Source organism: Treponema sp. OMZ 857 (assembly GCF_024181085.1).
Taxonomy (GTDB): Bacteria; Spirochaetota; Spirochaetia; order Treponematales; family Treponemataceae; genus Treponema.
The window spans coordinates 1071371-1094157 of record NZ_CP051147.1 but is presented as its reverse complement, the minus strand read 5'-3'; the positions used below and the strand labels follow the sequence as shown (position 1 = coordinate 1094157).

The 22787-nt window shown below is 43.1% G+C and carries 19 protein-coding genes; 13 read left to right on the top strand and 6 right to left on the bottom strand.

Annotated features, from left to right (window positions below):
- The first annotated feature begins 43 nt into the window (after nt 1-43).
- The 7 genes from E4N66_RS05075 (at nt 44) to E4N66_RS05045 (ending at nt 5371) form a co-directional block, all read left to right on the top strand.
- Entirely contained in the window at nt 44-958 is a 915-nt protein-coding gene (locus E4N66_RS05075) for a DUF4349 domain-containing protein (protein ID WP_253729208.1), read from the top strand.
- Nucleotides 959-1005: 47 nt separating this feature from the next.
- Nucleotides 1006-1299 carry an antitoxin gene (locus E4N66_RS05070; protein ID WP_253729207.1) on the top strand — a complete coding sequence of 98 codons (294 nt, stop codon included), beginning with the start codon at nt 1006-1008 and terminating at the stop codon, nt 1297-1299.
- A complete protein-coding gene (locus E4N66_RS05065; RefSeq protein ID WP_253729206.1) occupies nt 1289-1939 on the top strand; it encodes a sister chromatid cohesion protein PDS5 in 651 nt (216 codons plus the stop codon). The genes E4N66_RS05070 and E4N66_RS05065 overlap by 11 nt, the downstream gene beginning before the upstream one ends.
- Entirely contained in the window at nt 1923-2387 is a 465-nt protein-coding gene (locus tag E4N66_RS05060; RefSeq protein ID WP_253729205.1) for a hypothetical protein, read from the top strand. The genes E4N66_RS05065 and E4N66_RS05060 overlap by 17 nt, the downstream gene beginning before the upstream one ends.
- 32 nt (nt 2388-2419) lie before the next feature.
- Nucleotides 2420-3454, top strand: coding sequence for a S66 family peptidase (locus tag E4N66_RS05055; RefSeq protein ID WP_253729204.1), 1035 nt, complete (start codon nt 2420-2422; stop codon nt 3452-3454).
- A 14-nt stretch (nt 3455-3468) separates the two neighbouring features.
- Nucleotides 3469-4044: a histidine phosphatase family protein gene (locus E4N66_RS05050; RefSeq protein WP_253672533.1), complete on the top strand. Its 576-nt coding sequence runs from the start codon at nt 3469-3471 to the stop codon at nt 4042-4044.
- Nucleotides 4045-4336: 292 nt separating this feature from the next.
- Nucleotides 4337-5371, top strand: a complete 1035-nt coding sequence (locus E4N66_RS05045; RefSeq protein ID WP_253729203.1) for a S66 family peptidase — start codon at nt 4337-4339, stop codon at nt 5369-5371.
- A gap of 127 nt (nt 5372-5498) precedes the next feature.
- On the opposite strand, the gene E4N66_RS05040 is transcribed toward E4N66_RS05045, so the two are convergent.
- From E4N66_RS05040 to ppdK, 3 genes are all read right to left on the bottom strand, one after another.
- Complete coding sequence (locus tag E4N66_RS05040) at nt 5499-7721, bottom strand: DUF262 domain-containing protein (protein WP_253729202.1); 2223 nt, start codon at nt 7719-7721, stop codon at nt 5499-5501.
- Complete coding sequence (locus tag E4N66_RS05035; RefSeq protein ID WP_253729201.1) at nt 7711-9501, bottom strand: DUF262 domain-containing protein; 1791 nt, start codon at nt 9499-9501, stop codon at nt 7711-7713. Before E4N66_RS05035 ends, E4N66_RS05040 begins: the two co-directional genes overlap by 11 nt.
- Before the next feature lie 148 nt (nt 9502-9649).
- On the bottom strand, nt 9650-12412 hold the full coding sequence (gene ppdK, locus E4N66_RS05030; RefSeq protein ID WP_253729200.1) for a pyruvate, phosphate dikinase: 2763 nt from the start codon (nt 12410-12412) through the stop codon (nt 9650-9652).
- 204 nt (nt 12413-12616) lie between these two features.
- On the opposite strand from ppdK, the gene E4N66_RS05025 reads away from it, so the two are divergent.
- Together E4N66_RS05025 and E4N66_RS05020 are read left to right on the top strand one after the other, a co-directional pair.
- The gene (locus E4N66_RS05025; RefSeq protein WP_253672542.1) at nt 12617-14281 is read left to right on the top strand and encodes a Na/Pi cotransporter family protein; all 1665 of its coding nucleotides are present in this window, start codon (nt 12617-12619) and stop codon (nt 14279-14281) included.
- Nucleotides 14282-14336: 55 nt separating this feature from the next.
- Entirely contained in the window at nt 14337-15761 is a 1425-nt protein-coding gene (locus E4N66_RS05020) for an AMP-binding protein (protein ID WP_253729199.1), read from the top strand.
- Nucleotides 15762-15885: 124 nt separating this feature from the next.
- On the opposite strand, the gene E4N66_RS05015 is transcribed toward E4N66_RS05020, so the two are convergent.
- A complete protein-coding gene (locus E4N66_RS05015) occupies nt 15886-16266 on the bottom strand; it encodes a hypothetical protein (protein ID WP_253729198.1) in 381 nt (126 codons plus the stop codon).
- A gap of 211 nt (nt 16267-16477) precedes the next feature.
- Here E4N66_RS05015 and metG point away from each other — a divergent pair, with 211 nt between their 5' ends.
- From metG to E4N66_RS04995, 4 genes are read left to right on the top strand one after another with little or no spacing between them, the layout of a single operon-like run.
- Entirely contained in the window at nt 16478-16828 is a 351-nt protein-coding gene (gene metG, locus E4N66_RS05010; RefSeq protein ID WP_253729197.1) for a methionine--tRNA ligase subunit beta, read from the top strand.
- Between the two features lie 57 nt (nt 16829-16885).
- Nucleotides 16886-18115: an FprA family A-type flavoprotein gene (locus E4N66_RS05005; protein WP_253729196.1), complete on the top strand. Its 1230-nt coding sequence runs from the start codon at nt 16886-16888 to the stop codon at nt 18113-18115.
- A gap of 36 nt (nt 18116-18151) precedes the next feature.
- Nucleotides 18152-18745, top strand: a complete 594-nt coding sequence (locus E4N66_RS05000) for a CYTH domain-containing protein (protein WP_253729195.1) — start codon at nt 18152-18154, stop codon at nt 18743-18745.
- Nucleotides 18742-19770 carry an alpha/beta hydrolase family protein gene (locus tag E4N66_RS04995; RefSeq protein ID WP_253729194.1) on the top strand — a complete coding sequence of 343 codons (1029 nt, stop codon included), beginning with the start codon at nt 18742-18744 and terminating at the stop codon, nt 19768-19770. The genes E4N66_RS05000 and E4N66_RS04995 overlap by 4 nt, the downstream gene beginning before the upstream one ends.
- 15 nt (nt 19771-19785) lie before the next feature.
- On the opposite strand, the gene radC is transcribed toward E4N66_RS04995, so the two are convergent.
- Nucleotides 19786-20454, bottom strand: coding sequence for a RadC family protein (gene radC, locus E4N66_RS04990; RefSeq protein ID WP_253729193.1), 669 nt, complete (start codon nt 20452-20454; stop codon nt 19786-19788).
- A gap of 336 nt (nt 20455-20790) precedes the next feature.
- On the bottom strand, nt 20791-22785 hold the full coding sequence (locus E4N66_RS04985; protein ID WP_044015861.1) for a tetratricopeptide repeat protein: 1995 nt from the start codon (nt 22783-22785) through the stop codon (nt 20791-20793).
- Between the last annotated feature and the right edge of the window lie 2 nt (nt 22786-22787).

The window sequence follows — 22787 nt, the reverse complement described above, 5'->3', positions numbered from 1 at the left end:
TCATTATGATATAATACAGACTTGATGTAAGGAGTACCATTATATGAATCGTCATTGTATTTTTCTATCTTTTTTTATTATCTTTTCAGGAACGGTCGTCTTCAGCTCATGTGCTAAAAAAAGCGATTCGGTTTCAACTAGACAGGTATATGCCGAAGCTGAACATCCCGCAGGAGCGGTAAAAAATGCGGCATACGCAAAAGATGCAACCACTACTGATGTAGATACCGCCGATATGCAGCGTCCCTTAGACGGCACAGAGACTGCAAATACCGCTGCAATGCTCGAACGGCAGCTCATAAAAGAAGGCTCGATCAATTTTGAAACGCACGATATAGCGGAAACCCGTCAGCACATCGAATCACTCGTTCAAAAATACGGCGCGTATATCAGTCAAGAAGATGAGCGAGCAAGCTCTTCACGGATATATCAGAATATGACCGTCAGAATTCCTAGGGCTCATTTTGATGTATTCGTAACGGAGCTTTCCGGCGGCGTTAAAAAAATCGATGAAAAATCCATTACCGTACAGGATGTAACGGAAGAGTTTATCGATAGTACCGCACGCCTTGCCGTCAAAAAAGAAACGGAACAAGGATACCTGCGGCTGCTCAACCAAGCAAAAACAATAAAAGATATCCTCGATATTCAAAATGAACTGCAGAATATACGGTCGGATATAGAATCGATAGAAGGCAGACTGCGGTATCTGAAAAATTCCGTTAATTTCAGTACGCTGCATATCAGTATGTACCAGCAGATAGAAGCCGCATCGGAAACCGGTTCGTTTTTTATGCCGGTATGGGATGCAATAAAAGGCGGAGTACAGGCATTTGCCGCAGTCTGTATCGCACTGCTGTACGGCTGGGTATTTATCGCGTTGGGAATAGCCGCAATGCTTATCATACTGCGTTTGAGAAAACGGCATCGGAAGGATAAGGCTGAGAAAGTACAATAGAAAATTTTATGTGAATAGGTATAATGAGGAATGAATGGAGGCCTACTATGCCAAATCTTCAAGTACGGGATATAGATGCACAATTGTATAACTGGCTTTGTGTGAATACTAAATTAGCAAATCATTCGATAAGTCAGCATGTTATAACGATTTTACAGGAAAAAGCAGCGGCTCCACAGGAAACTCCGACGAACGCAGTTGATGCCTTTCTCGCATTAAATGATTCTTGGGGAGATGATCGAAGCGCAGAAGAAATCGTATCCGAAATAAGAAATTCCAGAATAAATACTTCGGCAAGAGGGAACGATTTTTTACGGAGTGTAATACACAGTGGTAAATAAACTAACAGACAAAGAGATACTGGACGAATTACGAACAATAACAAAAAATAAAGCAAATTGGGTGACAGCGATTGATGATGTCGCAGCAAAACTCGGCGAACAGTATTCAGCGGATGTAAAAGCAAAAGCGTTGTGGATTCTCGGTGAAATGGGATTACAGTATCCGTTATCGGTGCAGTCTTATATTGAACAAATTGCTGGCTATTTGAAAGACGGTAATCCGAAGTTACGGGAGCGCTCGGTAAACGCATTGGGACGAATAGGCAGGGCAAACAAGGATTTGATTCTTCCTTATTTTGACACAATCATGAATATGCGCTCCGACACAGCGGAAGCAGTACGGCTTGCGTTTGTGTGGACTTGTGAAAATATTGCAACAGGCGCACCGGAACTTTTTTGCGACACATTGGATTTGTTCTATGAGTTGATATCGGATAAGGGAGAGCGCGTACGAATTGAGGCGCCTGAAATGTTTCGGGTAATGGGAAAACGGCTGCCGCATTCTGTAGAACCGTACTTGGAAAAACTGGAATGGTTTGCACAACATGATCCGCATCCCGTTGTCCGTATTCACAGCGGCGGTGCAATTCGCATAACAAAGAAAGCATTGGAGAAGATTAAATATGCCGCAGATGAGTAAAGGCGGAAAATATATTTTCGGCTGGTCTGAGATACGGGAAGATGGAGCGCTCATCTTTCCGGTACCGGCAGTGGAAGAATATAAATTACACCAAGAGCAATATATTTACATCGTTTCCGGCAGTAAGCAGACGGGCGGATTTTGTGTGATGAGCGAGCCCCTGCTTTCCCGCTCAAAACTCAATCACATCCTAAAAGAAAACCCTCGTTTGGCAGATAGGACACTAAAAGAGGGAGAGTTGATTTCATATAAGGGAAGAAAATACGGCTGGCTTACCTTGAAAGATAACGGAGTTCATATTTCGCCATCTTTGATGCAAACATTGGATATTAAGACCGGAGACAAATTGTTGGCAATCCGAAGCAGCGATATTGCTTTTACTATGGGTGCAAAGGGGTCATTGATACAAAAAGCGTGTGCATACAAAGGGGTAATAGAAGTTTTTTGATATCTGTATATGGTGATAATAGGAGAAAAAACATGACAGTAAAAAAGATAGCGATTATCAGTCTTTCACGGGGTTTGCTCGGCGAGCCGTTTATTAAGCACGAGGAAGAATTGGGCTTTAGGCGTTTACGCTCGTATGGGATAGAAGTTGTTACTACTGCGAATGCCTGTAAAGGAATTGATTTTCTTCAAAGTCATCCCGAAGCACGTGCACAGGATTTATTGGATGCTTTTTCCAATCCGTCTATTGATATGATTCTGTGTGCAATCGGCGGAGAGGACACATACAAGCTGCTGCCGTATTTATTTGAACACGGTGAATTACGGAAGGCGGTACAGCATAGCAAAAAGATTTTCCTCGGATTCTCCGATACGACGATGAATCATTTTATGCTGCATAACGTAGGCGTAAACACTTTTTACGGTCAGTCGTTTGTGGCGGATATCTGCGAACTTGAAGATGAAATGCTGCCATATTCAAAAAAGTATTTTGAAGAATTGATTACAACCGGCACAATAAAAGAAATCCGCCCGAGCGATATGTGGTATGGCGAGCGCACCGAATTTGATGAATCACAGATCGGTGTAAAAAGAATGCGGCACCGGAACAATGGATTTGAATTATTACAAGGGAAGTCCGTATTCTCCGGTAAAATACTCGGAGGCTGTATTGAAACAATGTATGATATGTTTGACAACACCCGCCATAGTGACAGCCCTGCTCTGTGCCGCCGGTATAATCTCTTTCCCTCACTTGATGATTGGAAGGGTAAAATACTGCTTTTGGAATCAAGTGAAAATCGTACCAAACCTGAACTCTATCAAAAGATGCTGCAAGCATTAAACACTACCGGCATTTTTGAAGTCATAAACGGCATCCTTGTCGGAAAACCGATTGACGAATCGTATTACGAAGACTATAAAAACCTTTTAATCAGCGAAATCAATAAGCCGAATTTGCCGATTGTGTACAACGTCAATATCGGACACGCAGCACCGCGGTGCATTATCCCGCTTGGCGTTCAAGCAACAGTTAATGCAGAAAAGCAGGTTATCCGGTTTGCGTAAAAGAGGAGCTAAAAATGACATGTATTTATTTTGTGAGGCATTGCCAATCGGATCATACGAAAAGCGGCGATGAACAATTTCGGCCTCTGACGAAGGAAGGACTTGAGGACTCCCACGCAGTGTTGCATTATCTTAAAGATAAAAACATTGATGTGTTCATTTCAAGTCCATATAAACGAAGCTATGACACGATCGCAAAAGCTGCCGAATATTATCATCTACAAATAAAAACCGATGAAAGATTGAGGGAACGAAAATCAGGCAAAAACGGGAATACGTTTGAACTGTTCAAAAAGCAATGGGCGGATAAAAATTACGCGGAAGAGGATGGGGAATCGCTTTATTCCGTGCAAAAAAGAAATATCGAAGCGCTTAAGGAAATAATAGAAATCTATCGGGATAAAAATATCGTAATAGGACCCCATGGCACCGCTTTAAGCACCATTCTCAATTATTATAATCCGGCATTTGGCTGCGATAGTTTTATGAGAATAATTGACTATATGCCGTATATTGTAAAAATTGAATTTGACGGAGCGCAGTACGCCGGAATGACTGAGGAACTTATTATCAAAAAAGAATATAAATAACTCACATTAAACAACAGGAATTGATAAAAACAGAAAAGTGATTTAAAATATTCTGACCGTAATCAGAACGTAAAATAGATTTGGAAACAAATCAACACCCCCGACGCGAGCATCGGGGCACAGTGCTCAACGTTTCGCACTGTGTGTTCTATAAGGTAGTTGCAGTCGGCTTTCATACCCTTTGTTACGACGCAAAGCGTTGCCGAGAAACGGCAGGTATTAAACCCTCCGCATGAATAAAAGAAACGAAAGCATTACATACCGAAAAAAAATGATATGAGGAGTAAAAACTATGACGGTAAAAAAGATAGCGATTATCAGTCTTTCGCGGGGCTTACTCGGCGAGCCGTTTATTAAGCACGTGGAAGAACTGGGCTTTAGGCGTTTACGGTCGTATGGGATAGAAGTCGTTACCACTGCGAATGCCTGTAAAGGAATTGATTTTCTTCAAAGTCATCCCGAAGCACGTGCACAGGATTTATTGGATGCTTTCTCCGATCCGTCTATCGATATGATTCTGTGTGCAATCGGCGGAGAGGACACATACAAGCTGCTGCCGTATTTATTTGAACATGATGAATTACGGAAGGCGGTACAACATAGCAAAAAGATTTTTCTCGGATTCTCCGATACAACAATGAATCATTTTATGCTGCATAACATCGGCGTGAACACTTTTTACGGTCAGTCGTTTGTGGCGGATATCTGTGAACTTGAAGATGAAATGCTGCCGTATTCAAAAAAGTATTTTGAAGAATTGATTACAACCGGCACAATAAAAGAAATCCGCCCGAGCGATATGTGGTATGGCGAGCGTACGGCATTTGATGAATCACAGATCGGTGTAAAAAGAATGCGGCACCGGAACAATGGATTTGAATTGTTGCAAGGGAAGTCCGTATTCTCCGGCGCTATTCTCGGAGGCTGTATTGAAACACTGTATGATATGTTTGACAACACCCGCCATAATGACAGCCCTGCTTTGTGCCGCCGGTATCATCTTTTCCCGAGCATTGACGATTGGAACGGTAAAATACTGCTTTTGGAATCGAGCGAAGAACGCACAAAACCTGAGCTCTATCAAAAGATGTTACAAGCCTTAAACACTACCGGCATTTTTGAAGTTATAAACGGTATCCTTGTCGGCAAGCCTATGGACGAAGTATATTACGAAGACTACAAACGCCTTTTAATCAGCGAAATCAACAAACCGGATTTACCGATTGTGTACAACATTAATATCGGACACGCAACACCGCGCTGTATTATTCCGCTCGGCGTTGAAGCGACAGTTGATGCGGATGAACAGGTTATACGGTTTGCGTAAAAGTCCTAAGATAAACATTTTACAAAAGGCAATGCTTCAAATGTGTGATTTTCCAGCATACTGATTAAACGGCAAGCCGTACCGGTTGGACGATTTGTTCCTTAAACTTCAAAATAATCCTTCTCCATCAGCTTAATTGTTGAAGACTCGTACATATTTTCTTTACAGTTTCTGTTACCTTAGTTTCCGGTATATTGCTCAATTTACAAGATGCTGCATATATAGTAAAGTCCAAGTCTTTCAAGAGATTGATAACTTCATCGGGAATACCGGTGTCCTCTTTATTGCCAAAAATGATTGTATAGTTTTTCTTTCCTGTATGCTGAATATTCATATAAAAAGTATATGCAGCATATATAAAGCCATCCAATACAGTGCAAGGCTCGTCATAAGACGTTGATTCATAATACCGCACCGAAGAAAATGGAGGATAGTTATTACCTTTAGAAAATCTCAGATAAAGACTGTATGAAAAGAGTTCACGATGCCGACTGCTCATCCTCACCTTTGATATTAAGTAGACTTTATCGCTGTCAAAATAGAGGTATCTATTCTTGCAATACGCAATATTTTCACCATTGTCTATGATGAGTTTTCTCCAATCATTTACGCTGCTTGTTTTAATAATCCGATTCAACTCATCTAAAATATCATCACTTGTTATATCATCAAGTAATGTTTTTATAATCAGAGTTCTTTTAGGATCATTAAATACTTTTCGCCAGTTATCTCTTTTTGCTCTAAGAGATGCATCAAAATTACAAAAAGAATGATGCCAGTCGGGTTGAATAAGATAATTCCCTTTTGATAGCAGCGCTCTTTGAAAAAGGAAATTATGATTTTCTTGAAATTCAGCGCTAAAGAGCTTCTCTAATTTGTTTGCATACCGTTCAAAATCCTTTTGGCTGTATTCTCCCTTTTTATCCCGTGCATACGCCAACATAAATCCGATTTGACCGTCAAAATAAAAATGGTTTTCTATCCTTTCCAACAGCGGAAGCCACTTTGCATCTTTCAGTATGAGTTGCGCTTTTAGCATTTCCTCATCTTTCTGGATCCTGGCAAAAAACGATATTTGGTTGCCGGACTTACTCACATATTCATACATATCTTCAATATGAATACTTAATTCTTTTATAGATTCTATTGCCTTCTTATAATCTTCAGGTCCTTCAATCGGAGTATTATTGATAAGATTTTTCGTTATACGCATCCAGCACTGATAGACATACTCTTTTTCTACTTGCTTAGCACTGGAGTTATTTTGTTGCCAAATAAAATATCGTGCTAAAGCATAAAACCGAATTCTTTCCCAATAGTTCGGATTATCCGATATGAATTTTCTCAATAGATTTTCATTATCGTGATATATAATGAGTGCATTGAGAATGCTAACTATCTGCTGAATATACTCATTTTGATCATACACTGCTTTGTATTCTTTAAAAAGCGGATAATTATCGATATAGTCTTTTTGCGCCGCATTATTTTCCGTATAAAACAATGCGGTCATATTTTGCAAAAATCGATAATAAAATCGATCAACATTCTGAGTATACAGTTCTCTTTTATCTTTTTCAGCATTTTTTACTTCTATTTTCCAGAATATATCAAGCCATTCATTATCCAGTTTTGCTTTATTTTCTATATCAAAATACTCTGAAAAGAGTGTTTTAAAATTTTCAAAATTTGTAAGCTGCTTACCCCGTGCATTCATTTTTATATATAACTCATCAGTTAATTTAAAATCTTCCATTGGCAAAAAATAGAAAGTGATTGGAGCACTATCGCTTATCAATTTTTCAAAAATATGATTCGGTAGACCTGCAAAAATACTATGTATAGTATCTATCATATTCAACATTGATACGATAGTGGGATCATATTTCCATGAGAGAAAATACCATACGCTATCTATTATTGCACTTTGTATATCATTGGTGCCCTTATTATCAAAAAGATTTTGATAGTCCCCGCCATGCTCAACAAGGCCTGCACAAAAATCTCTCGAACTCAATCTTGTTTCATAGGTAAACTTGCGTAATACACCTTTTACTTCTTCACTCAGCTTGTTTTCTTTAACAGCAAAATACCAATGCAATAAGAACAATGTCGTCAGGCGCTGCTGCCCATCAATTGGAATAAGCGTACTATCAGTGACCTTGCCGTATACAAAATCAAGATTTATCGGGACACCTTCATTGAGCGCCTTTCTTATATCGGTTAAAAAAATATTTACTAAGGTCTTGGTCTTTTCATCTGTCCGCCCTTGTGCATAATCCCGTTGAATTTTCGGTATTTCGATTTTATACTGTGTCAATACATTCCAAAAACTTTTTTTATTGTCCATTTTCTGAGCCTCTTCCTATGTAGTCTTTGAGCGTTTCTTTTATTGCCGCAAGATATGCAGCCCTATCTTTCACTGTCCAGATGACATTCTGTGTAACATCCTTGCTGTAATATTTTAAAAATACATTTTTGGTGCAAAGTGGTATAAATGAGCCTTTAGAATCAAGCTCGATTATTTTATCCCGTTTGATAGGAAAAATATTATTACTTAAAGCCGAATTATCACCGGAAGATAAAAGGGCTAAATTATCCAGTGTATCGTTGGATAACTGCTCGCCTCCATCCTCATCCGTAGAAAATTGAGAAAAAATATCTGTTTGTAAACCGATAAATTGCTCCTCATTGATTTCTTTTGCCTGTAATAGCTCATCTATTTTAGCGATAAAACAGTCATTATTTATTTTATTATAATACGCGCGTTGTTCCTCAAGTAACAATCTTCTTTGTTTATCTGTTTTTAGGTCTTCAGAGTTTTGTGCATGGATATGCTCTAAGCTCCATTTTTCATCAATGTATCTTTCAAAGTGGAAACGGCTCTTTTGTTCAGCCATTGTCGAAAGAATATTAAAGAGAAATAAAATATTTTCAATGTCCTTTCTATTATCATAATAGGTTAAATCCATGATATTTTCTTCCGTTACCTGCACAGTCGATTTTATCAGTTTCTCAAGTTTTTGTTTAAACTTTGATTTTGTTACGCCATCTGCTAATAGTAAAATAGTATTGATCGATATACCGCTATGAATGCAATAACCTATCAAGTGATAATATTCATTATCATCAAACCATTCTTTAAACGTTCTAAAATACTTTTTTATGTCTTGCCACAAATCGTCAATCGATTTCTTTTGCTGATGTATGAGATCATTAAAAATATAAAACGTATAATAATCATCATTTTTGCCATAGGAATTACTGAGTATATTTTTACTATTTTCAGCAAATAAATCAAAGAGAAATTCTATCCGCGTATTTTTTTGATTTTGCTTATTATTAAGAAAAAACCAAAAATCATTATCCTGCAAAGCATCTTCAATAGCATTCCACTCGTATGCAAATCTATTCTGCTGTTTCTCTTTTTCTACATCATCTATAGCAGTAGTAAAAAAGAGTGCTTTGATCAATTCAGCATTGGTAAGTGGTATTTTCCCCATATTGATTTTTCTAAAAATTTTTTTATCGTTGGTTTCATCGTGAGAAGAAACATTATACCAAATAAAACGAACATTGTTCGCGCTATCAATCTCACTGTTGTTTTGATAATCTGCTTTTATTAGAGTATTGAGAAAATCGCTGCGGTTTATACTCTGCTGTTCTTCTTTTTCGTCAAACCATTCTTTGATAGCAAGGTATGCATTACTTGCATGATAATAATCTGCATTCGTGCAATCTATATTAATTGTTTGCTGTATTTTTTCTAAAAACTCTCTGCTATTCTTTCTTGTTTCATAGAAAAGGGAGAAGGTAGGTCGCTTTGGAAACAGCACTTTTTTTACATCTTCAAGAAATTTTAATATAATATAAATAGTAGTAAGCCGCTGCTGTCCGTCAATCACATACCATTGAGAACCTTTCTTTGTAACAACGATGGGCTGTAAACAATAAAATTCGCCGGTATGCTTCGGCTCTTTGTTCATAAATTCAAGAAGGTCATTCAACAAGTCAATTACTTGGCGTTTTTCCCATCGATATCCACGCTGATAAGACGGAATAAAAAAAGATTCCGTAAGAATATCACCGATAGAAATTAACTGTAATCCTGTTTTATCTAAATTTTTCACTTTTTGCTCCAATCCTATATAATAGGATAGTTTAAAAATATAGTGGCGTCAAGCATTCGGTATCAAACTATAAAATAAAAAGGCTGCCCAAAAACTCAGATTTTCGGACAGCCTTCTAGTCGCAAGTTATATATCAACTAACGATTATTTACTTTTTTTTCGTTGCGGTTTTAGCAGATTTTGCCGTTTTAGCTGTCTTTGCAGTTTTTGCCGTTTTTTTAGCTCCGGCCTTTTTATCCTCTATTGCAGCCTGTGCAGCAGCGAGGCGGGCAATCGGAACACGGAAGGGGGATGCCGAAACATACGACATACCGGCGCGGCAGCAGAACTTGACGGATTCCAAATCACCGCCGTGTTCACCGCAGATACCGACCTTTAATTCGGGGCGGGTCGAACGGCCTTTTGCAATACCTTCTTTTACGAGCAGCCCGACACCGGCCTGATCCAAAGACTGGAACGGATCTGCCGGGAACACTCCCGCTTTCTGTTCATCGACATACGCAGGCAAGAACTTTGCAGCATCGTCGCGGCTGATACCGAGCGTCATCTGCGTTAAGTCGTTGGTTCCGAATGAGAAGAACTCTGCCCGTTCAGCGATTTTATCGGCTAACAAAGCAGCACGCGGGGTTTCGATCATCGTACCGACCAAGTATTTAATCTTAGCATCATGCTTTTTCAGAATTGCATCGGCAACGCTACGGACTCTCGCTTCAAGAATCGCAAACTCTTTAGGATCGATGGTAAGCGGAATCATAATTTCCGGCAGTACCGTAATACCTTTTTTATGTACATTGCATGCCGCAGTAATAATAGCGGTTACCTGCATTTCGAGGATTTCAGGATAGGTAATTGCCAAGCGGCAGCCACGGTGACCGAGCATCGGGTTTGCTTCATGGAGCTGTTCGACCCGTTCTTTTACGCTTCCAAAACTGATATTGAGCGCCTCAGCCAATTTTTGCTGACCTTCTTTATCGTGCGGTACAAACTCGTGCAGCGGCGGGTCGATTAAGCGAATGGTAACGCCCTTTCCGTCCATGGCCTTAAAGATACCTTCAAAGTCTTTTGTCTGAATCGGGAGCAACTTCGCCAAGGCCTTTTTGCGTCCTTCAGTACTGTCCGCAACAATCATCTCACGAATTGCGAGGATGCGTTTTTCATCATTAAAGAACATGTGTTCGGTGCGGCACAAACCGATACCTTCGGCACCGTGTTCGAGTGCAACCTTTGCATCTTCTGGCTGATCGGCATTGGTGCGTACTTTGATAGTGCGGATTTCATCAACCCACTTCATTAATGTCTTATATGATTCAGGCTGTTTTGCCTGTACCAATTTTAATTCACCGATATATACATCGCCTTTTGTTCCGTCAAGGGTAATAAAATCACCTTCTTTGAGAACTTTACCGTTATAGCTGCATTCGCCTTTTTCGTAATCGATGACAAGTTTTTCGCATCCGACGATACAGCATTTACCCCAACCGCGAGCAACAACAGCTGCGTGGCTTGTCTTTCCACCGGTCGCAGTCAAAATACCCTGTGCAGCGTGCATACCGCCGACATCTTCGGGGCTGGTTTCCTTACGCACCAGAATTGCTTTTTCTTTATTTGCAGCGAGAGCCTCTGCCTTAGCTGCGGAGAAACAGATTTTTCCTGCGGCAGCACCCGGAACTGCGGCAATTCCGCTGACGAATAGCGCGGATTTTAAGTTTGGCTGCTTATAGTCGATGGCAGGATAGAAAATACCTTCAATATCGCTTGCCTTAATACGCATGATAGCTTCTTCTTTTGTAATGAGCTTTTCATTTACCATATCGACAGCCATTCTAAACGCAGCGGCGGGAGAGCGCTTACCGGTACGGCACTGGAGCATATAGAGCGTACCTTCTTCTACGGTGAACTCCATATCCTGCATATCTTTGTAATGTTCTTCCAAAAGAGCGCGGACTTTGCAGAGCTGATCATACGCTTTTTTATCTTCTTTTTCAAACTCGGAAAGTTTAATCGGCGTACGGATACCTGCAACAACGTCTTCACCCTGTGCATTAAAGAGGTAATCACCGTAGAATATGTTTTCGCCGCTGTTGGGATCGCGCGTAAAGCAAACGCCAGTACCGGAGGTATTCCCCTTGTTACCGAATACCATCTGCATAACGTTGACCGCAGTGCCCTTAATTCCGACGAGATTTTCTACGCGGCGGTAGGTAACAGCTTTTTCGGCCATCCAAGAATTGAATACCGCTCCGATAGCACCCCAAAGCTGTTCGATCGGATCCTGCGGGAAGTCTTTTTTAATTTCTTTTTTATACAGTGCCTTAAATTTTGTGATAACTTCTGCGAGCTCGTCTTCATTTACATCGGTATCGCCGACTTTCTTGCTCGCGGCAATATTCAAGCGTCCGCGGGTATGCTTTTCTTTTACCTCATCAAAAAGGTCATCAAACTTAATACGGTCGATACCCATTGCCGTCGAACCGTACATCATAATAAAACGGCGGTATGCATCCAACGCAAAACGGCGGTTTGAAGTCTTTTTTGCCAAACCTTCGACCGATTTATCGGTTAAACCGAGGTTCAAAATCGTTTCCATCATACCGGGCATCGAAACGGGAGCACCTGAACGGACGGAAACCAAAAGCGGATCATTGGGATCGCCAAGCTTCTTACCGGCGCTTTTTTCCAGCTTCTGCAAGTTTTCTTTTACAGACTGCTCCAAGCCGGCAGGATATTTTTTATTATTTGAATAATACAATTGACAAACTTCAGTGGTAATTGTAAAACCAGCGGGAACAGGTAACTTTGCACGAGTCATTTCGGCTAAGCCGGCACCTTTACCGCCCAGCAGCTGCTTCATTTCGCCGTTGCCTTCAGCTTTGCCGTTCCCGAAAAAATAGACATATTTTTCTTCTGCCATGATTTCCTTCCTTTTAAATAAAGTAGATAAAAATAGATTAGATACCTATCGTATGAATAATGCAATTATTGTATAATGTACGATAGTTTATGTCAACGGTTCGATCAGAGGCTCGAGCAGAGCTGCGGGCAACATCATCAAACCGGTTTGATAAAAACCGTGGATATCATTGCAAAATACATGACCTTTTGCTATGCTGTCGGCATGAAAATAGTTGTAATATTGCTGCAAGCATTGGGGAGCCTCGGATTCATTCTGTACGGCATGAAATTGATGAGCGAAGGTATTCAAAAAAGTGCGGGAGGGAGTCTTCACCGAATCCTCAACATGATGACCGGTAATCGAGTTCTTGCTGTAATCACCGGTTTTGCAGTTACCGCTATTGTCCAATCATCAGGCGCAACCACGGTTATGACCGTTTCCTTTGTCAATGCAGGACTCCTTTCACTAACACAAGCAATCGGCGTCATCTTCGGCGCTAATATCGGTACTACGGTTACCGCATGGATTGTTGCACTGATCGGCTTTCAACTTAAACTTGCCGAAATTGCGATACCGGCATTCGGCATCGGCTTTTTTCTTACCTTCTTCAAAAAGTTCCGTAAGGAAAGTTTGGGCGAAGGTATTATGGGCTTCGGACTCCTTTTCACAGGACTCGGAATCCTCTCTTCGCTTATGCCGGATCTTTCCGCCGACAACCTTTCGTTCTTATCATTTGCAGCGGATGGCAGTATCTACAGCATTATAGTCGGTTTTGTTGCAGGCTTTCTTTTAACGGTCATTTTGCACTCTTCGTCGGCAACTACTGCTATTATTTTGACCATGGCATACGGCAAAGTAATCGGTATGGAATTTGCTGCGGCAAGCGTACTCGGCAGTAACGTCGGTTCCACAATCGATGCGGTTATCGCGGCAATCGGCAGCAAACTCAACGCACGCAGAACCGCTACGGTACACGTCCTTTTTAATGTCTGCGGGGCACTGTTATTCTTAATCTTTTTTAAGCCCTCACTTGTATTACTATACCGATTAACCCCCGACGGCGGAAAACTTGCAGACATCACTATTCGTCTTGCACTCTTCCACTCGTTATTCAATATCATCAATACGTTGATTGCACTTCCGTTTGTTTCGTACATTGCACGATTCGTAGAATGGCTTGTAAAAGACAAAGGAGACGAATCGCCGGAACGGTATCAGCTGGTTATGCCGAACGAAACGGCAATTAAAGAAAATATTGAAGCGTACATTCTGCAAGCTGAGCGGGAAATCAGCATGATGTCTATGGTTGTGCGCAGGATGTTCGACACAATCCGCCCCCTGTTGGAGGATGAACACAAAGGCTCTGTTGAAGCCGTTATTGAACAGCTCGTACAGCAAGAGGACTATGCAGACCAAATGCAGGAAGAATTATCCCGTTTCTTGATTGCAACATCCCGTCTATCCCTCAGCACTAAAGCGGAACATAACGTACGGCTGATGCTGACTATTGTCGATAACCTCGAAAACATGACCGATCATATCTATGAATTGGGTCTGCATATCGAAAAAAGCAAGAAGAAGAAGCTCGATATTCCGAAAGAGGATATGGATAAGCTCTTGCCCTATCTCGGCGTCGTCAATCAATTTATTCACTTTGTACACGATCACTTAAATAAACCGCTGGCACAGGATCAACTCGCGCTTGCCGATGAAATGGAACAAACAATCGATGCAATGCGCAGTAATCTGAAAAAGCTCGCACGGAACCGTCTGGAAGAAGGCGGTAATGTTAAGGCAGAGCTTTTGTATATCGATATGGTACGGACAATTGAAAAGGTCGGAGACTGCGCGTTCAGTATTTCCGAAACACTCAGCAAAACGATGTAACAGTTTACCGGCAAGGTACTCCAATACAGTTATCCTATGGGTAATGAGGTGAAATATGGAACTATTGAGATATGCCGAAGAAGATCCGCATCGGGTATTGGCGATAACCGATAGCGGCGAAACATTACATTACAGCGAAATCAATACAGCTGCAGCAGCGCTCCCGAAAGAAGCAGCCCATCAACTGGTATTCCTGCTCTGTAGAAATTCGCACGGAACGCTGCTCGGCTACCTTGGTTGCTTAAAAGCAGGCGTCGTACCGCTCTTGCTGGACGCACATATTGCACCGGATCTTTTGCACCATTTAATTCAAACCTACCATCCCGCCTTTTATTATATCCCGCAAGACTTACCGGAAGAGACAAAAAAAATACTTCCGATGAATAAGCCCGTTACAACGATAGCAGACAGTGTGCTGCTCCGTTCGGACAAAAAAGGGCCGGAGCTTTTTCAAGATTTAGCGCTGCTCCTCACCACATCGGGCAGTACCGGCAGCCCCAAGCTCGTACGTCTGACATACCGTAATATCTGTGAAAACGCGTGGTCAATTGCAGAATACCTGCACATTACCGACAAAGAACGCCCGGTAACCATGTTGCCGATGAGCTGTTCATACGGAATGTCCATTATTAACAGCCATGTTCTTATGGGTGCAACCGTCATATTGACCGGGCATGATATCTTAACCGCTGCGTTCTGGGAACGGGTTAAGCAAGAGAACGTCAGTTCGCTTGTGGGAATCCCCTATACCTATCAAATGTTCTCCCGTCTACGGCTGACCGAAATGGAGCTGCCGGCGCTCAAAACACTGACGCAGGCGGGAGGTAAACTCCCGTATGAGCTGCATCAAAAATTCGGTGAATGGAGCCTGAACACCGGACGGCGCTTTTTTGTGATGTATGGACAAACCGAAGCCGCACCGCGCATGGCATATCTGCCGCCTGATAAGACAATGGAAAAATGCGGTAGTATGGGTATTGCAATCCCCGGCGGTAAACTAAAGTTGATCGACGAAACCGGTGCGGAAATCACTGCGTCCGATACTGTCGGCGAATTGGTGTACCGCGGGCCGAATGTTTCGATGGGCTATGCGGAATGCGCTGCCGATTTAGCGAAAGGCGACGAATGGCAGGGAACGCTGCATACCGGTGATATGGCAAAACGGGATTCAGACGGGTATTTTTTTATCGTCGGGAGGAAAAAGCGGTTCATCAAGGTATTCGGTAATCGGGTTAATTTAGACGATACCGAACGGCTGCTGTCTGCCGCCTTTGCCGATGCCGAATTCGCTTGTATCGGACAAGACGACCTTCTCTGCGTATATACAACGCTTAAAACCGAAGAACAGCATCGTGCAGTATCGGAATACCTCGCCCAAACGACACGGCTCCCTGCAAAGGTCTTCCATGTCTTTTTTATTGAGGCTATCCCTAAGAATCCCGCGGGTAAAACGCTGTATTCGCAGCTGGAGATAATATGAAAAAGATTCTTTTCTTTCTAGTTTTATTTGTTATAGTACTTGCAGGATGCGGGAAAAAACGGCCGCCTGCCTGAACGGTAAGCAGCCGTAAGATCGCTAAGCGTATTTTTCTAAGAAAGGGTGATTACAGACTCTTAGCAGCCTTCATCTCTGCTACGGTAGGCTTACTAACCTTCGTTAATTCATACGCAGTTACACCAGCTTTTGATATTGTCATTGTACTGCCGCTGATTTTATAGTCCCACTCCATATTGCCCGTAAACGCGGCTTTAATTTTTCCACCCGTTGCAGTGTAATCTCCCTGAAAACCGGGAACTTGATATAATCCCAAAGCAGTTTCTGTAGCAACAATTACTTTTCCGTCGGCACAAAAACAAAAATACATATTGGTTGCGGCTTTATTTTGCCAAACAGTATCAGTCTGGAACTTTGCACCGCAGCTGGTAACAAACAGGGCGCTCCCGATAAGCACGGTGAGTGCTACAAGTAATGAAAGTTTTTTCATCTTTCGTTCCTTTACATAATGCAATATTACATTACGTTTCTGAAAATACGTTCGCCATACGGCGAACGTAAGTTACACATTGCGCATAACTTCTCTTCTATATTATCCCCTAAAGTCAAGCACAAATATTAAAAAAAATGAAAAAAAAGTCCGATGCAATTACTCTCTCCTCGGCTTGCAATTTTCAGCTCTTTCTCATATACTGGACAGCATGAGTGAGAAAACAACTGAAATAATTACCTATGATGATTTTGCAAAGCTTCAGATGAAAGCCGGCAAGGTTTTGGAATGTGTAAAAGCTGAAAATGCGGAAAAACTCTACATTTTACAGGTAGACATTGGCGAAGAAAAGCCGCGCCAAATCGTTTCGAGCTTAGTAGACTACTACACTGCCGAAGAATTGGTCGGCAAAGAGATTATCGTGCTTGCAAACCTCAAGCCTGCTAAAATGCGCGGGCATATTTCCGAAGGTATGCTGCTCTGCGCGGAAACTACGGATTCTTCGGTCTGCGTTCTGCTCAAACCTGAAGCACCGGTACCTGTAGGCGCCGATATCACCTAACGCTCACCGAGCCTCAATTCAAATGAGAGTTTTTCCTTAGACGTTATGGAGGACACTATGAAAGCGCAAGAAATAAGTGCAGGCATATATTGTATCCATGCGGATATTTGTGCACGCACGAGCCGTTTTGAAGGGTTATGGATGCTTCCTCAAGGAGTAAGTATCAATTCATATATTGTAAAAGGCGAAAAGACCGCATTGATCGACATTGTTCGTGATTGGGACGGCTCGTTAAAAAGCTATACGGAACAACTGGAATCCATCGGGCTTTCGTTCAAGGACATCGATTACCTTATTCTGAATCACCTGGAACCCGACCATTGCGATCTGATTGAATATGTCCATTCCTGTAATCCGCAGGCGGAAGTTATCAGTACGTCAAAGGGGCTGGCGATAGTCGAAAAGTTTTTTAAGGTACAGGGAAACCTCCGTGCGGTTAAAACGGGAGATAGTCTTGACCTTGGCGGCGGAAAAGTTCTCCAATTCTACGAAACACCGAATGTGCACTGGCCTGAAACAATGATGACCTATGAGCCTGTCGCTAAAATCCTCTTTTCCTGCGATGCATTCGGCTCGTACGGCGCTATCGGCGAAAAGATCTTTGACGATCAGCATTCGGAGGAAGAACTGAAGTTTTACGAATCCGAAGCGCTGCGCTATTATTCGAATATCGTCGCAAGTTTCAGTACATTCGTCTTAAAGGCGTTGGACAAACTTGCAGCGCTGGATATCAAATGTATTGCGCCGAGTCACGGTCTTATTTGGCGTTCCCATCCCGATCGTATTTTTTCCCTTTACAAACGGTTTGCAGGTTACAACACCGGTGGCGAATGCGAAAAAGAAATCTGTATTATTTGGGGTTCCATGTATGGATATACCAAACAAGGGCTCGATGCCGTCATCAAAGGAATTGAAGCCGAACAAGTCCCCTACACCATCCACGACATACCCGACACGGACGTATCCTACATACTCGGTAATGCGTACAAGGCGGCAGGCTTGGTGCTTGCGATGCCTACCTATGAATACAAGATGTTCCCGCCGATGGCGTATGTATTGGATTTATTTGAACGCAAGCATATTACCGATAAAACGGTACTGCGTATCGGAAACTGGGGATGGTCGGGCGGCGCAAAGAAAGAATACGAGCAAAAAATAGCCGCTCTGAAATGGAATCAGCTGGAGCAATATGAATGGCAGGGCAAGCTGCTCGACGCAGATATTCGGCTGCTTGAAGAACGAGGCGCCGAACTTGCTCGTGCGGTTAAAACAGGTACTCAAGCGTAACGTCAACCCGCTTTCCATATTGGCACAGATGAGCGTATGCACGAAATCGAATTAAAAGCGCATCTTGAGCATCCTGAAAAAACCGAGGCGCTGTTATCCCGTATCGCAGATTTTTCACTCCGCTGCACCAAGACCGACCGGTACTGGACACTCGGAGAAAAAACGGTACGGGTACGGCGGGAACTGATTAGGGACAAAGAAACGGTTTTCGTAACGCATAAGCAGAAACACTATACCGATACGATAGAAACCAACCGCGAACTCGAATTTGAGCTTGCAGCTGTGTCCGTACCGGTATTTACCGAAATGCTCGAAAGCCTCGGTATGACCTGTACCACAAAGAAACAAAAGGAGACAAAAGTTTTTGTTCCACACTCAAACTTGTTTTCCGCAGACATACTTGAAGATACTCGATCGGTGTCGGCGGAGCTATCCTTCATACATCCGATCGGGTATTTTTTAGAAATCGAGGTTCTCTACCCCGATGAAGGTTCCGATACTGCCGCTTACGAACGGCATATACGTAATGCACAGATTATTTTCGACACGCTGCTTGATGCTTTAGCAATTCCGCAATCGGCTATCGAAATACGCCCGTACGATAAGCTGCTGGCTCTTCAGATGTTATGAAAACATATAAAACAATATTTTTTTTACCGCGTATATTTTTCTTTTTTGTCTTACTGCTTCCGGTGAACGGAAGAGCAGTGCTGTATGCACAAACCGGTGACGCACAGCTCGAATATGAAGTTGCCGTATTAAACCCTGAGTCCTTCAAAAAATATAACCGCATCTATAACTATGAACTCAATCATGCTTTTTCAGCGCCTGAATTAACCGATGAAGGTGTTTTAGATACTCCGCTCACGGTTTTTTATCCGGTACTTGAGGGAACCTACCCGCTCGTTATTATCAGCCATGGCTGGCATGTTTCAAAAAAGCCGAATGCAAGCCTTGCCCGTTATCTTGCTTCTCAAGGATATGTCGCAGCGATTCTGTCGGCAAAAGAGAAAAGTTACCCCGAAGAGTTTATCGCTGCATTTGAATCGGCATATACACTTTTAAAAACGGCAAACGAAAATACCGAAAGCCGTTTATTTAAGCGGATGGATATGCAAAAAATAGCAATAATCGGTCACTCTATGGGAGGAACAGCGGCGCTGCACTTTTCAAAATCAATCCCCGATATCGGTGCCGTGATTGCATTGAATCCGTATAACGGAGCATCTTCTTTGGTAGAACGAGTCGGAGGCAAAAATGAGGTTCTCGGTACCGATCTAACAGCTCTGCACATTCCCGTTCTTATTATTACCGGCAACAAGGATAATGTTGCATATCCCGAAAAAACCTTTAAATTTTACGAACACTGCAATACATCTGCGCCCACGGCTTTTTTTGCCGTTAAGAACGGTGTTCATAGCAGCGGACTCGATAGCAAAGGCAATATGCTTTCAGGTTGGTTCGATATCGAACTTTATATGCGCTACAGACTGTTAATACTCGGATGGCTCGATCTGTTTTTAAAGCAGAAAATATCAGAAGCTTCTATGCCCTACTTATACCCTGGCGCGTTTGAAGCAATAAAAGGCTGGTTTTATTCCGGTAACACAAAACGTTATCCTGCTTACGCCTTCCGCAACTTTTTGCGCCGGTAAGGGCCAAACATAACCCTAAATAAGAGGGAAACCAGCCTCGATAAAGCTCATGTACTCGCCGTTCGGCGACAGAATGATGTGATCCAACACCTCAATTCCTAAGAGCCGTCCGGCCTCACAGAGTCGCTTTGTCAAGTTTAAATCCTCAGCAGAGGGCGTTAAAGCACCTGACGGATGGTTGTGAGCGAGAATAACTGCGGCAGCTCTGTCTGCAAGCGAATCAGCGAATACCTCACGAGGATGCACGAGCGTATGAGTCAGCGTCCCAACCGAAACCACACGGATTGCCAAAATTTCGTGCGCCCCGTTCAGCGATACACAGATAAACTGCTCTTGCTTACGCACCGAATAATGCCGTAAGAATGGAACAATATCACTCGGATGCCGGACTTTCTCACCTCCGACACCGTAATATCTCCTGCCAAGCTCAAACGCTGCAAGTATCGTCGATAACTTCGCAGCTCCTATCCCGTTAATAGTCTTTAACGCCGCTTCGATACTTTCCGTTTTACGTGTATCGATATGCCGGATAATCTCTTCGGCAAGTTTTGTTACCGGCTTATTCACAATACCGGTGTGTAAAAGAACTGCAAGCAAATCAACATCACTCAGCTGTTCCGCTCCATGCGCCAAAAGGCGCTCCCGTATATCCGGTTTTTCCCGTACATTTGAACGTATAGTCATACCCGATATATAGCGCACGAGTAATCATTTTGGCAAGGAAAATAAGAAAAATACATTGAGGATTTTCAATAGCGGTTGAGTAAAAACGCCTCGCCAGCGCCTTTTGAAATAGGCGGTGTAGATGCTAGGAGCGTACAAAAAACACCCGCAGGCGTACTTGTTGTACGTCGAGGATTTTCAGTAGCGGTTTAGTAAAAATGCCTCGCCAGCGCCTTTTGAAATAGACGATACAGATACAAGGAATACGGTAAAAAAGTACCGCAGGCGTACTTGTTGTACGTCGAGGACTGTTTTTTGTTAAGCGACAACGCAGATGCGCCGTATATTTTCAAAAGGTTAGCGGATGCTCCGTAAAAGCGACAACAGCTGCGACATCTGCTGTCCGCGCGGGTCGGTACCATCGACGGTTTTTTCGGCTTTCCCGCCGGTCTTTGCCGGATCGGTGTAAATAAGCACCGCCATATCGCCTTTCGTCATTCTATCGTAGTACCCCTTCCGCGTAAGTGTTCCTTCAGTAAGATCTTCCGAAATACGCCCTATCGTGAATGTACCGAGTACATCTTTTTCATTGTACAAGAGTCCGATGCCTTCATTCGCAATCGTGAGCGTTCCCTTTTTGACGATTTCGATAGTATAATCGGTAAAATCGCAGTCGCCCGAACCGATATCGATAACCGCTTCCGCTTGGGAGCGTCCGGCAATACTACCGATAACCGGCATTGCTTGATTAAATAGACCGATGATACGACGGACTGCGTTACCGAACCGATCATTACCCGACCGGTACACCGTTAAGGTTTCTGCTTTTGAACCGGTACGTCCGACATAGAGGTCGAGCGTAATCTGTATATCCCGCTCGTTTTCCTGCAAATTGATGATACCGAAATAATCGTTTCCGGCAGTGCGCGCCTGTCTGAACGCTTCCATATACGAGCTCGGACTATCCAGATGGGCGGAAACCGCAAAACGGCGGTTGTAAGAAAGAATATCATTTATCAGCGCTGCGGTGAGTTTTTCCGCTTCGGGGTGAAACACATTGGCTGCATTTACCTGATAAAAAAGCCCGATAGAAAGGTGCGCCTTATTCAAATACAGCGGATCGATCTTCCAGCGGTTCCGCACCGAGTGGTCGAGCATCTTGCTGTAAGCCTCTACCGTGTCATTGATTCGGGCGGTACTTTTTTCGATGGACTGAATAAATTCAAGCTGCTGTATGGCACGTTCGTAAAAGCCTTGCCGCATCAGGATATTGGCATACGCTTGCCGGCTTTCCGTGTCATACGGATACACCTTGAGGGCGCGCCGATATTCATATAAGGCTTGGTCGGTCATGTTGCGGTTTAAAAAGGCATCGCCCTTTATGCGGTGTGCGCCGGCGAGCTCCTTCCGCTGCGTATCTTCAAACTCAAAGGTTTGAACGGCGATATCCTCAAGCAGGGTACGCATCAGTTCGTTTTCGGTATCGACGGAAAGCCCGATTTGCGCGGCTTCAAATGCTTGCTTTTTTTGCGTCAGCTTCATTAAACAGAGCGCTTTTACATACCAGGCATCGGCACGCTTACGGTCGCCCGCAATGCGCAAATCGGCTACGGACATCGCCTCGCGGTAACGGCCGGAGCTGTATAAAAGCGAGCAGAGCAGCGCCCGCGCCTTATCATAGTCTTCGTCGATGGTCAGCGCCGCACGGATACGTCCTTCCGCTTCGTTCAGGTTTCCTGCAAGGGCGGAAAGGTAACCGGCAAAGTAATGCACTTGCGCGTTATCCCCGTGGTATTGCAGGGCGCGGCTGATGTAACTCTCAGCCGCTTTGTTATTACCCGTTTCGTGGCTGAGCAGCGCAAGCGACAGAAGCGCTTTGCGGTTTTCGCTTTGGCGGCGGAGCGCGGCGGTGTACAGTTCCGAAGCATTGGTTAAACGGCCGCCCGTTACCTCGATTTCAGCCATGCCGAAGCGTGCGTCAAGGTTGTTCGGGTAACGGTTCAGAATACTCGAAAAAATCTTTTGCGCGTCTTCGATACGCCCGATACCGATCAGAATAAATGCATAGAGGTTTTCGATATCGACATCCTGCGGAGAGTAGCGGCGTGCCTTTTCCGCGTAGACAATAGCCTGATCATATTCGCCCAGTGCGTAAAAACATTCGGCCAAGCCTCGATACACGGCATTATAAGCGGGATTTTCTTTTAACGCCTGTTGATAGAGTTCTATAGCGCCGTACCAGTTTTCATGGTATTGCAGCTCCTTTCCTTTCTCAAAGAGTTGAATAGGAGAAGCCAAAAGAGGCAGCGCAACGCAGAGCAGAAATACACTAAACAGACTATTTTTACGCATAA

Excerpts from the sequence above, each read along its gene's own strand:
- E4N66_RS05075 (WP_253729208.1), top strand. The coding sequence starts at position 44 with ATGAATCGTCATTGTATTTTTCTATCTTTTTTTATTATCTTTTCAGGA.
- E4N66_RS05070 (WP_253729207.1), top strand. The coding sequence starts at position 1,006 with ATGCCAAATCTTCAAGTACGGGATATAGATGCACAATTGTATAACTGG.
- E4N66_RS05060 (WP_253729205.1), top strand. The coding sequence starts at position 1,923 with ATGCCGCAGATGAGTAAAGGCGGAAAATATATTTTCGGCTGGTCTGAG.
- E4N66_RS05055 (WP_253729204.1), top strand. The coding sequence starts at position 2,420 with ATGACAGTAAAAAAGATAGCGATTATCAGTCTTTCACGGGGTTTGCTC.
- E4N66_RS05050 (WP_253672533.1), top strand. The coding sequence starts at position 3,469 with ATGACATGTATTTATTTTGTGAGGCATTGCCAATCGGATCATACGAAA.
- E4N66_RS05045 (WP_253729203.1), top strand. The coding sequence starts at position 4,337 with ATGACGGTAAAAAAGATAGCGATTATCAGTCTTTCGCGGGGCTTACTC.
- E4N66_RS05040 (WP_253729202.1), bottom strand. The coding sequence starts at position 7,721 with ATGGACAATAAAAAAAGTTTTTGGAATGTATTGACACAGTATAAAATC.
- ppdK (WP_253729200.1), bottom strand. The coding sequence starts at position 12,412 with ATGGCAGAAGAAAAATATGTCTATTTTTTCGGGAACGGCAAAGCTGAA.
- E4N66_RS05025 (WP_253672542.1), top strand. The coding sequence starts at position 12,617 with ATGAAAATAGTTGTAATATTGCTGCAAGCATTGGGGAGCCTCGGATTC.
- E4N66_RS05020 (WP_253729199.1), top strand. The coding sequence starts at position 14,337 with ATGGAACTATTGAGATATGCCGAAGAAGATCCGCATCGGGTATTGGCG.
- E4N66_RS05015 (WP_253729198.1), bottom strand. The coding sequence starts at position 16,266 with ATGAAAAAACTTTCATTACTTGTAGCACTCACCGTGCTTATCGGGAGC.
- metG (WP_253729197.1), top strand. The coding sequence starts at position 16,478 with ATGAGTGAGAAAACAACTGAAATAATTACCTATGATGATTTTGCAAAG.
- E4N66_RS05005 (WP_253729196.1), top strand. The coding sequence starts at position 16,886 with ATGAAAGCGCAAGAAATAAGTGCAGGCATATATTGTATCCATGCGGAT.
- E4N66_RS05000 (WP_253729195.1), top strand. The coding sequence starts at position 18,152 with ATGCACGAAATCGAATTAAAAGCGCATCTTGAGCATCCTGAAAAAACC.
- E4N66_RS04995 (WP_253729194.1), top strand. The coding sequence starts at position 18,742 with ATGAAAACATATAAAACAATATTTTTTTTACCGCGTATATTTTTCTTT.
- radC (WP_253729193.1), bottom strand. The coding sequence starts at position 20,454 with ATGACTATACGTTCAAATGTACGGGAAAAACCGGATATACGGGAGCGC.
- E4N66_RS04985 (WP_044015861.1), bottom strand. The coding sequence starts at position 22,785 with ATGCGTAAAAATAGTCTGTTTAGTGTATTTCTGCTCTGCGTTGCGCTG.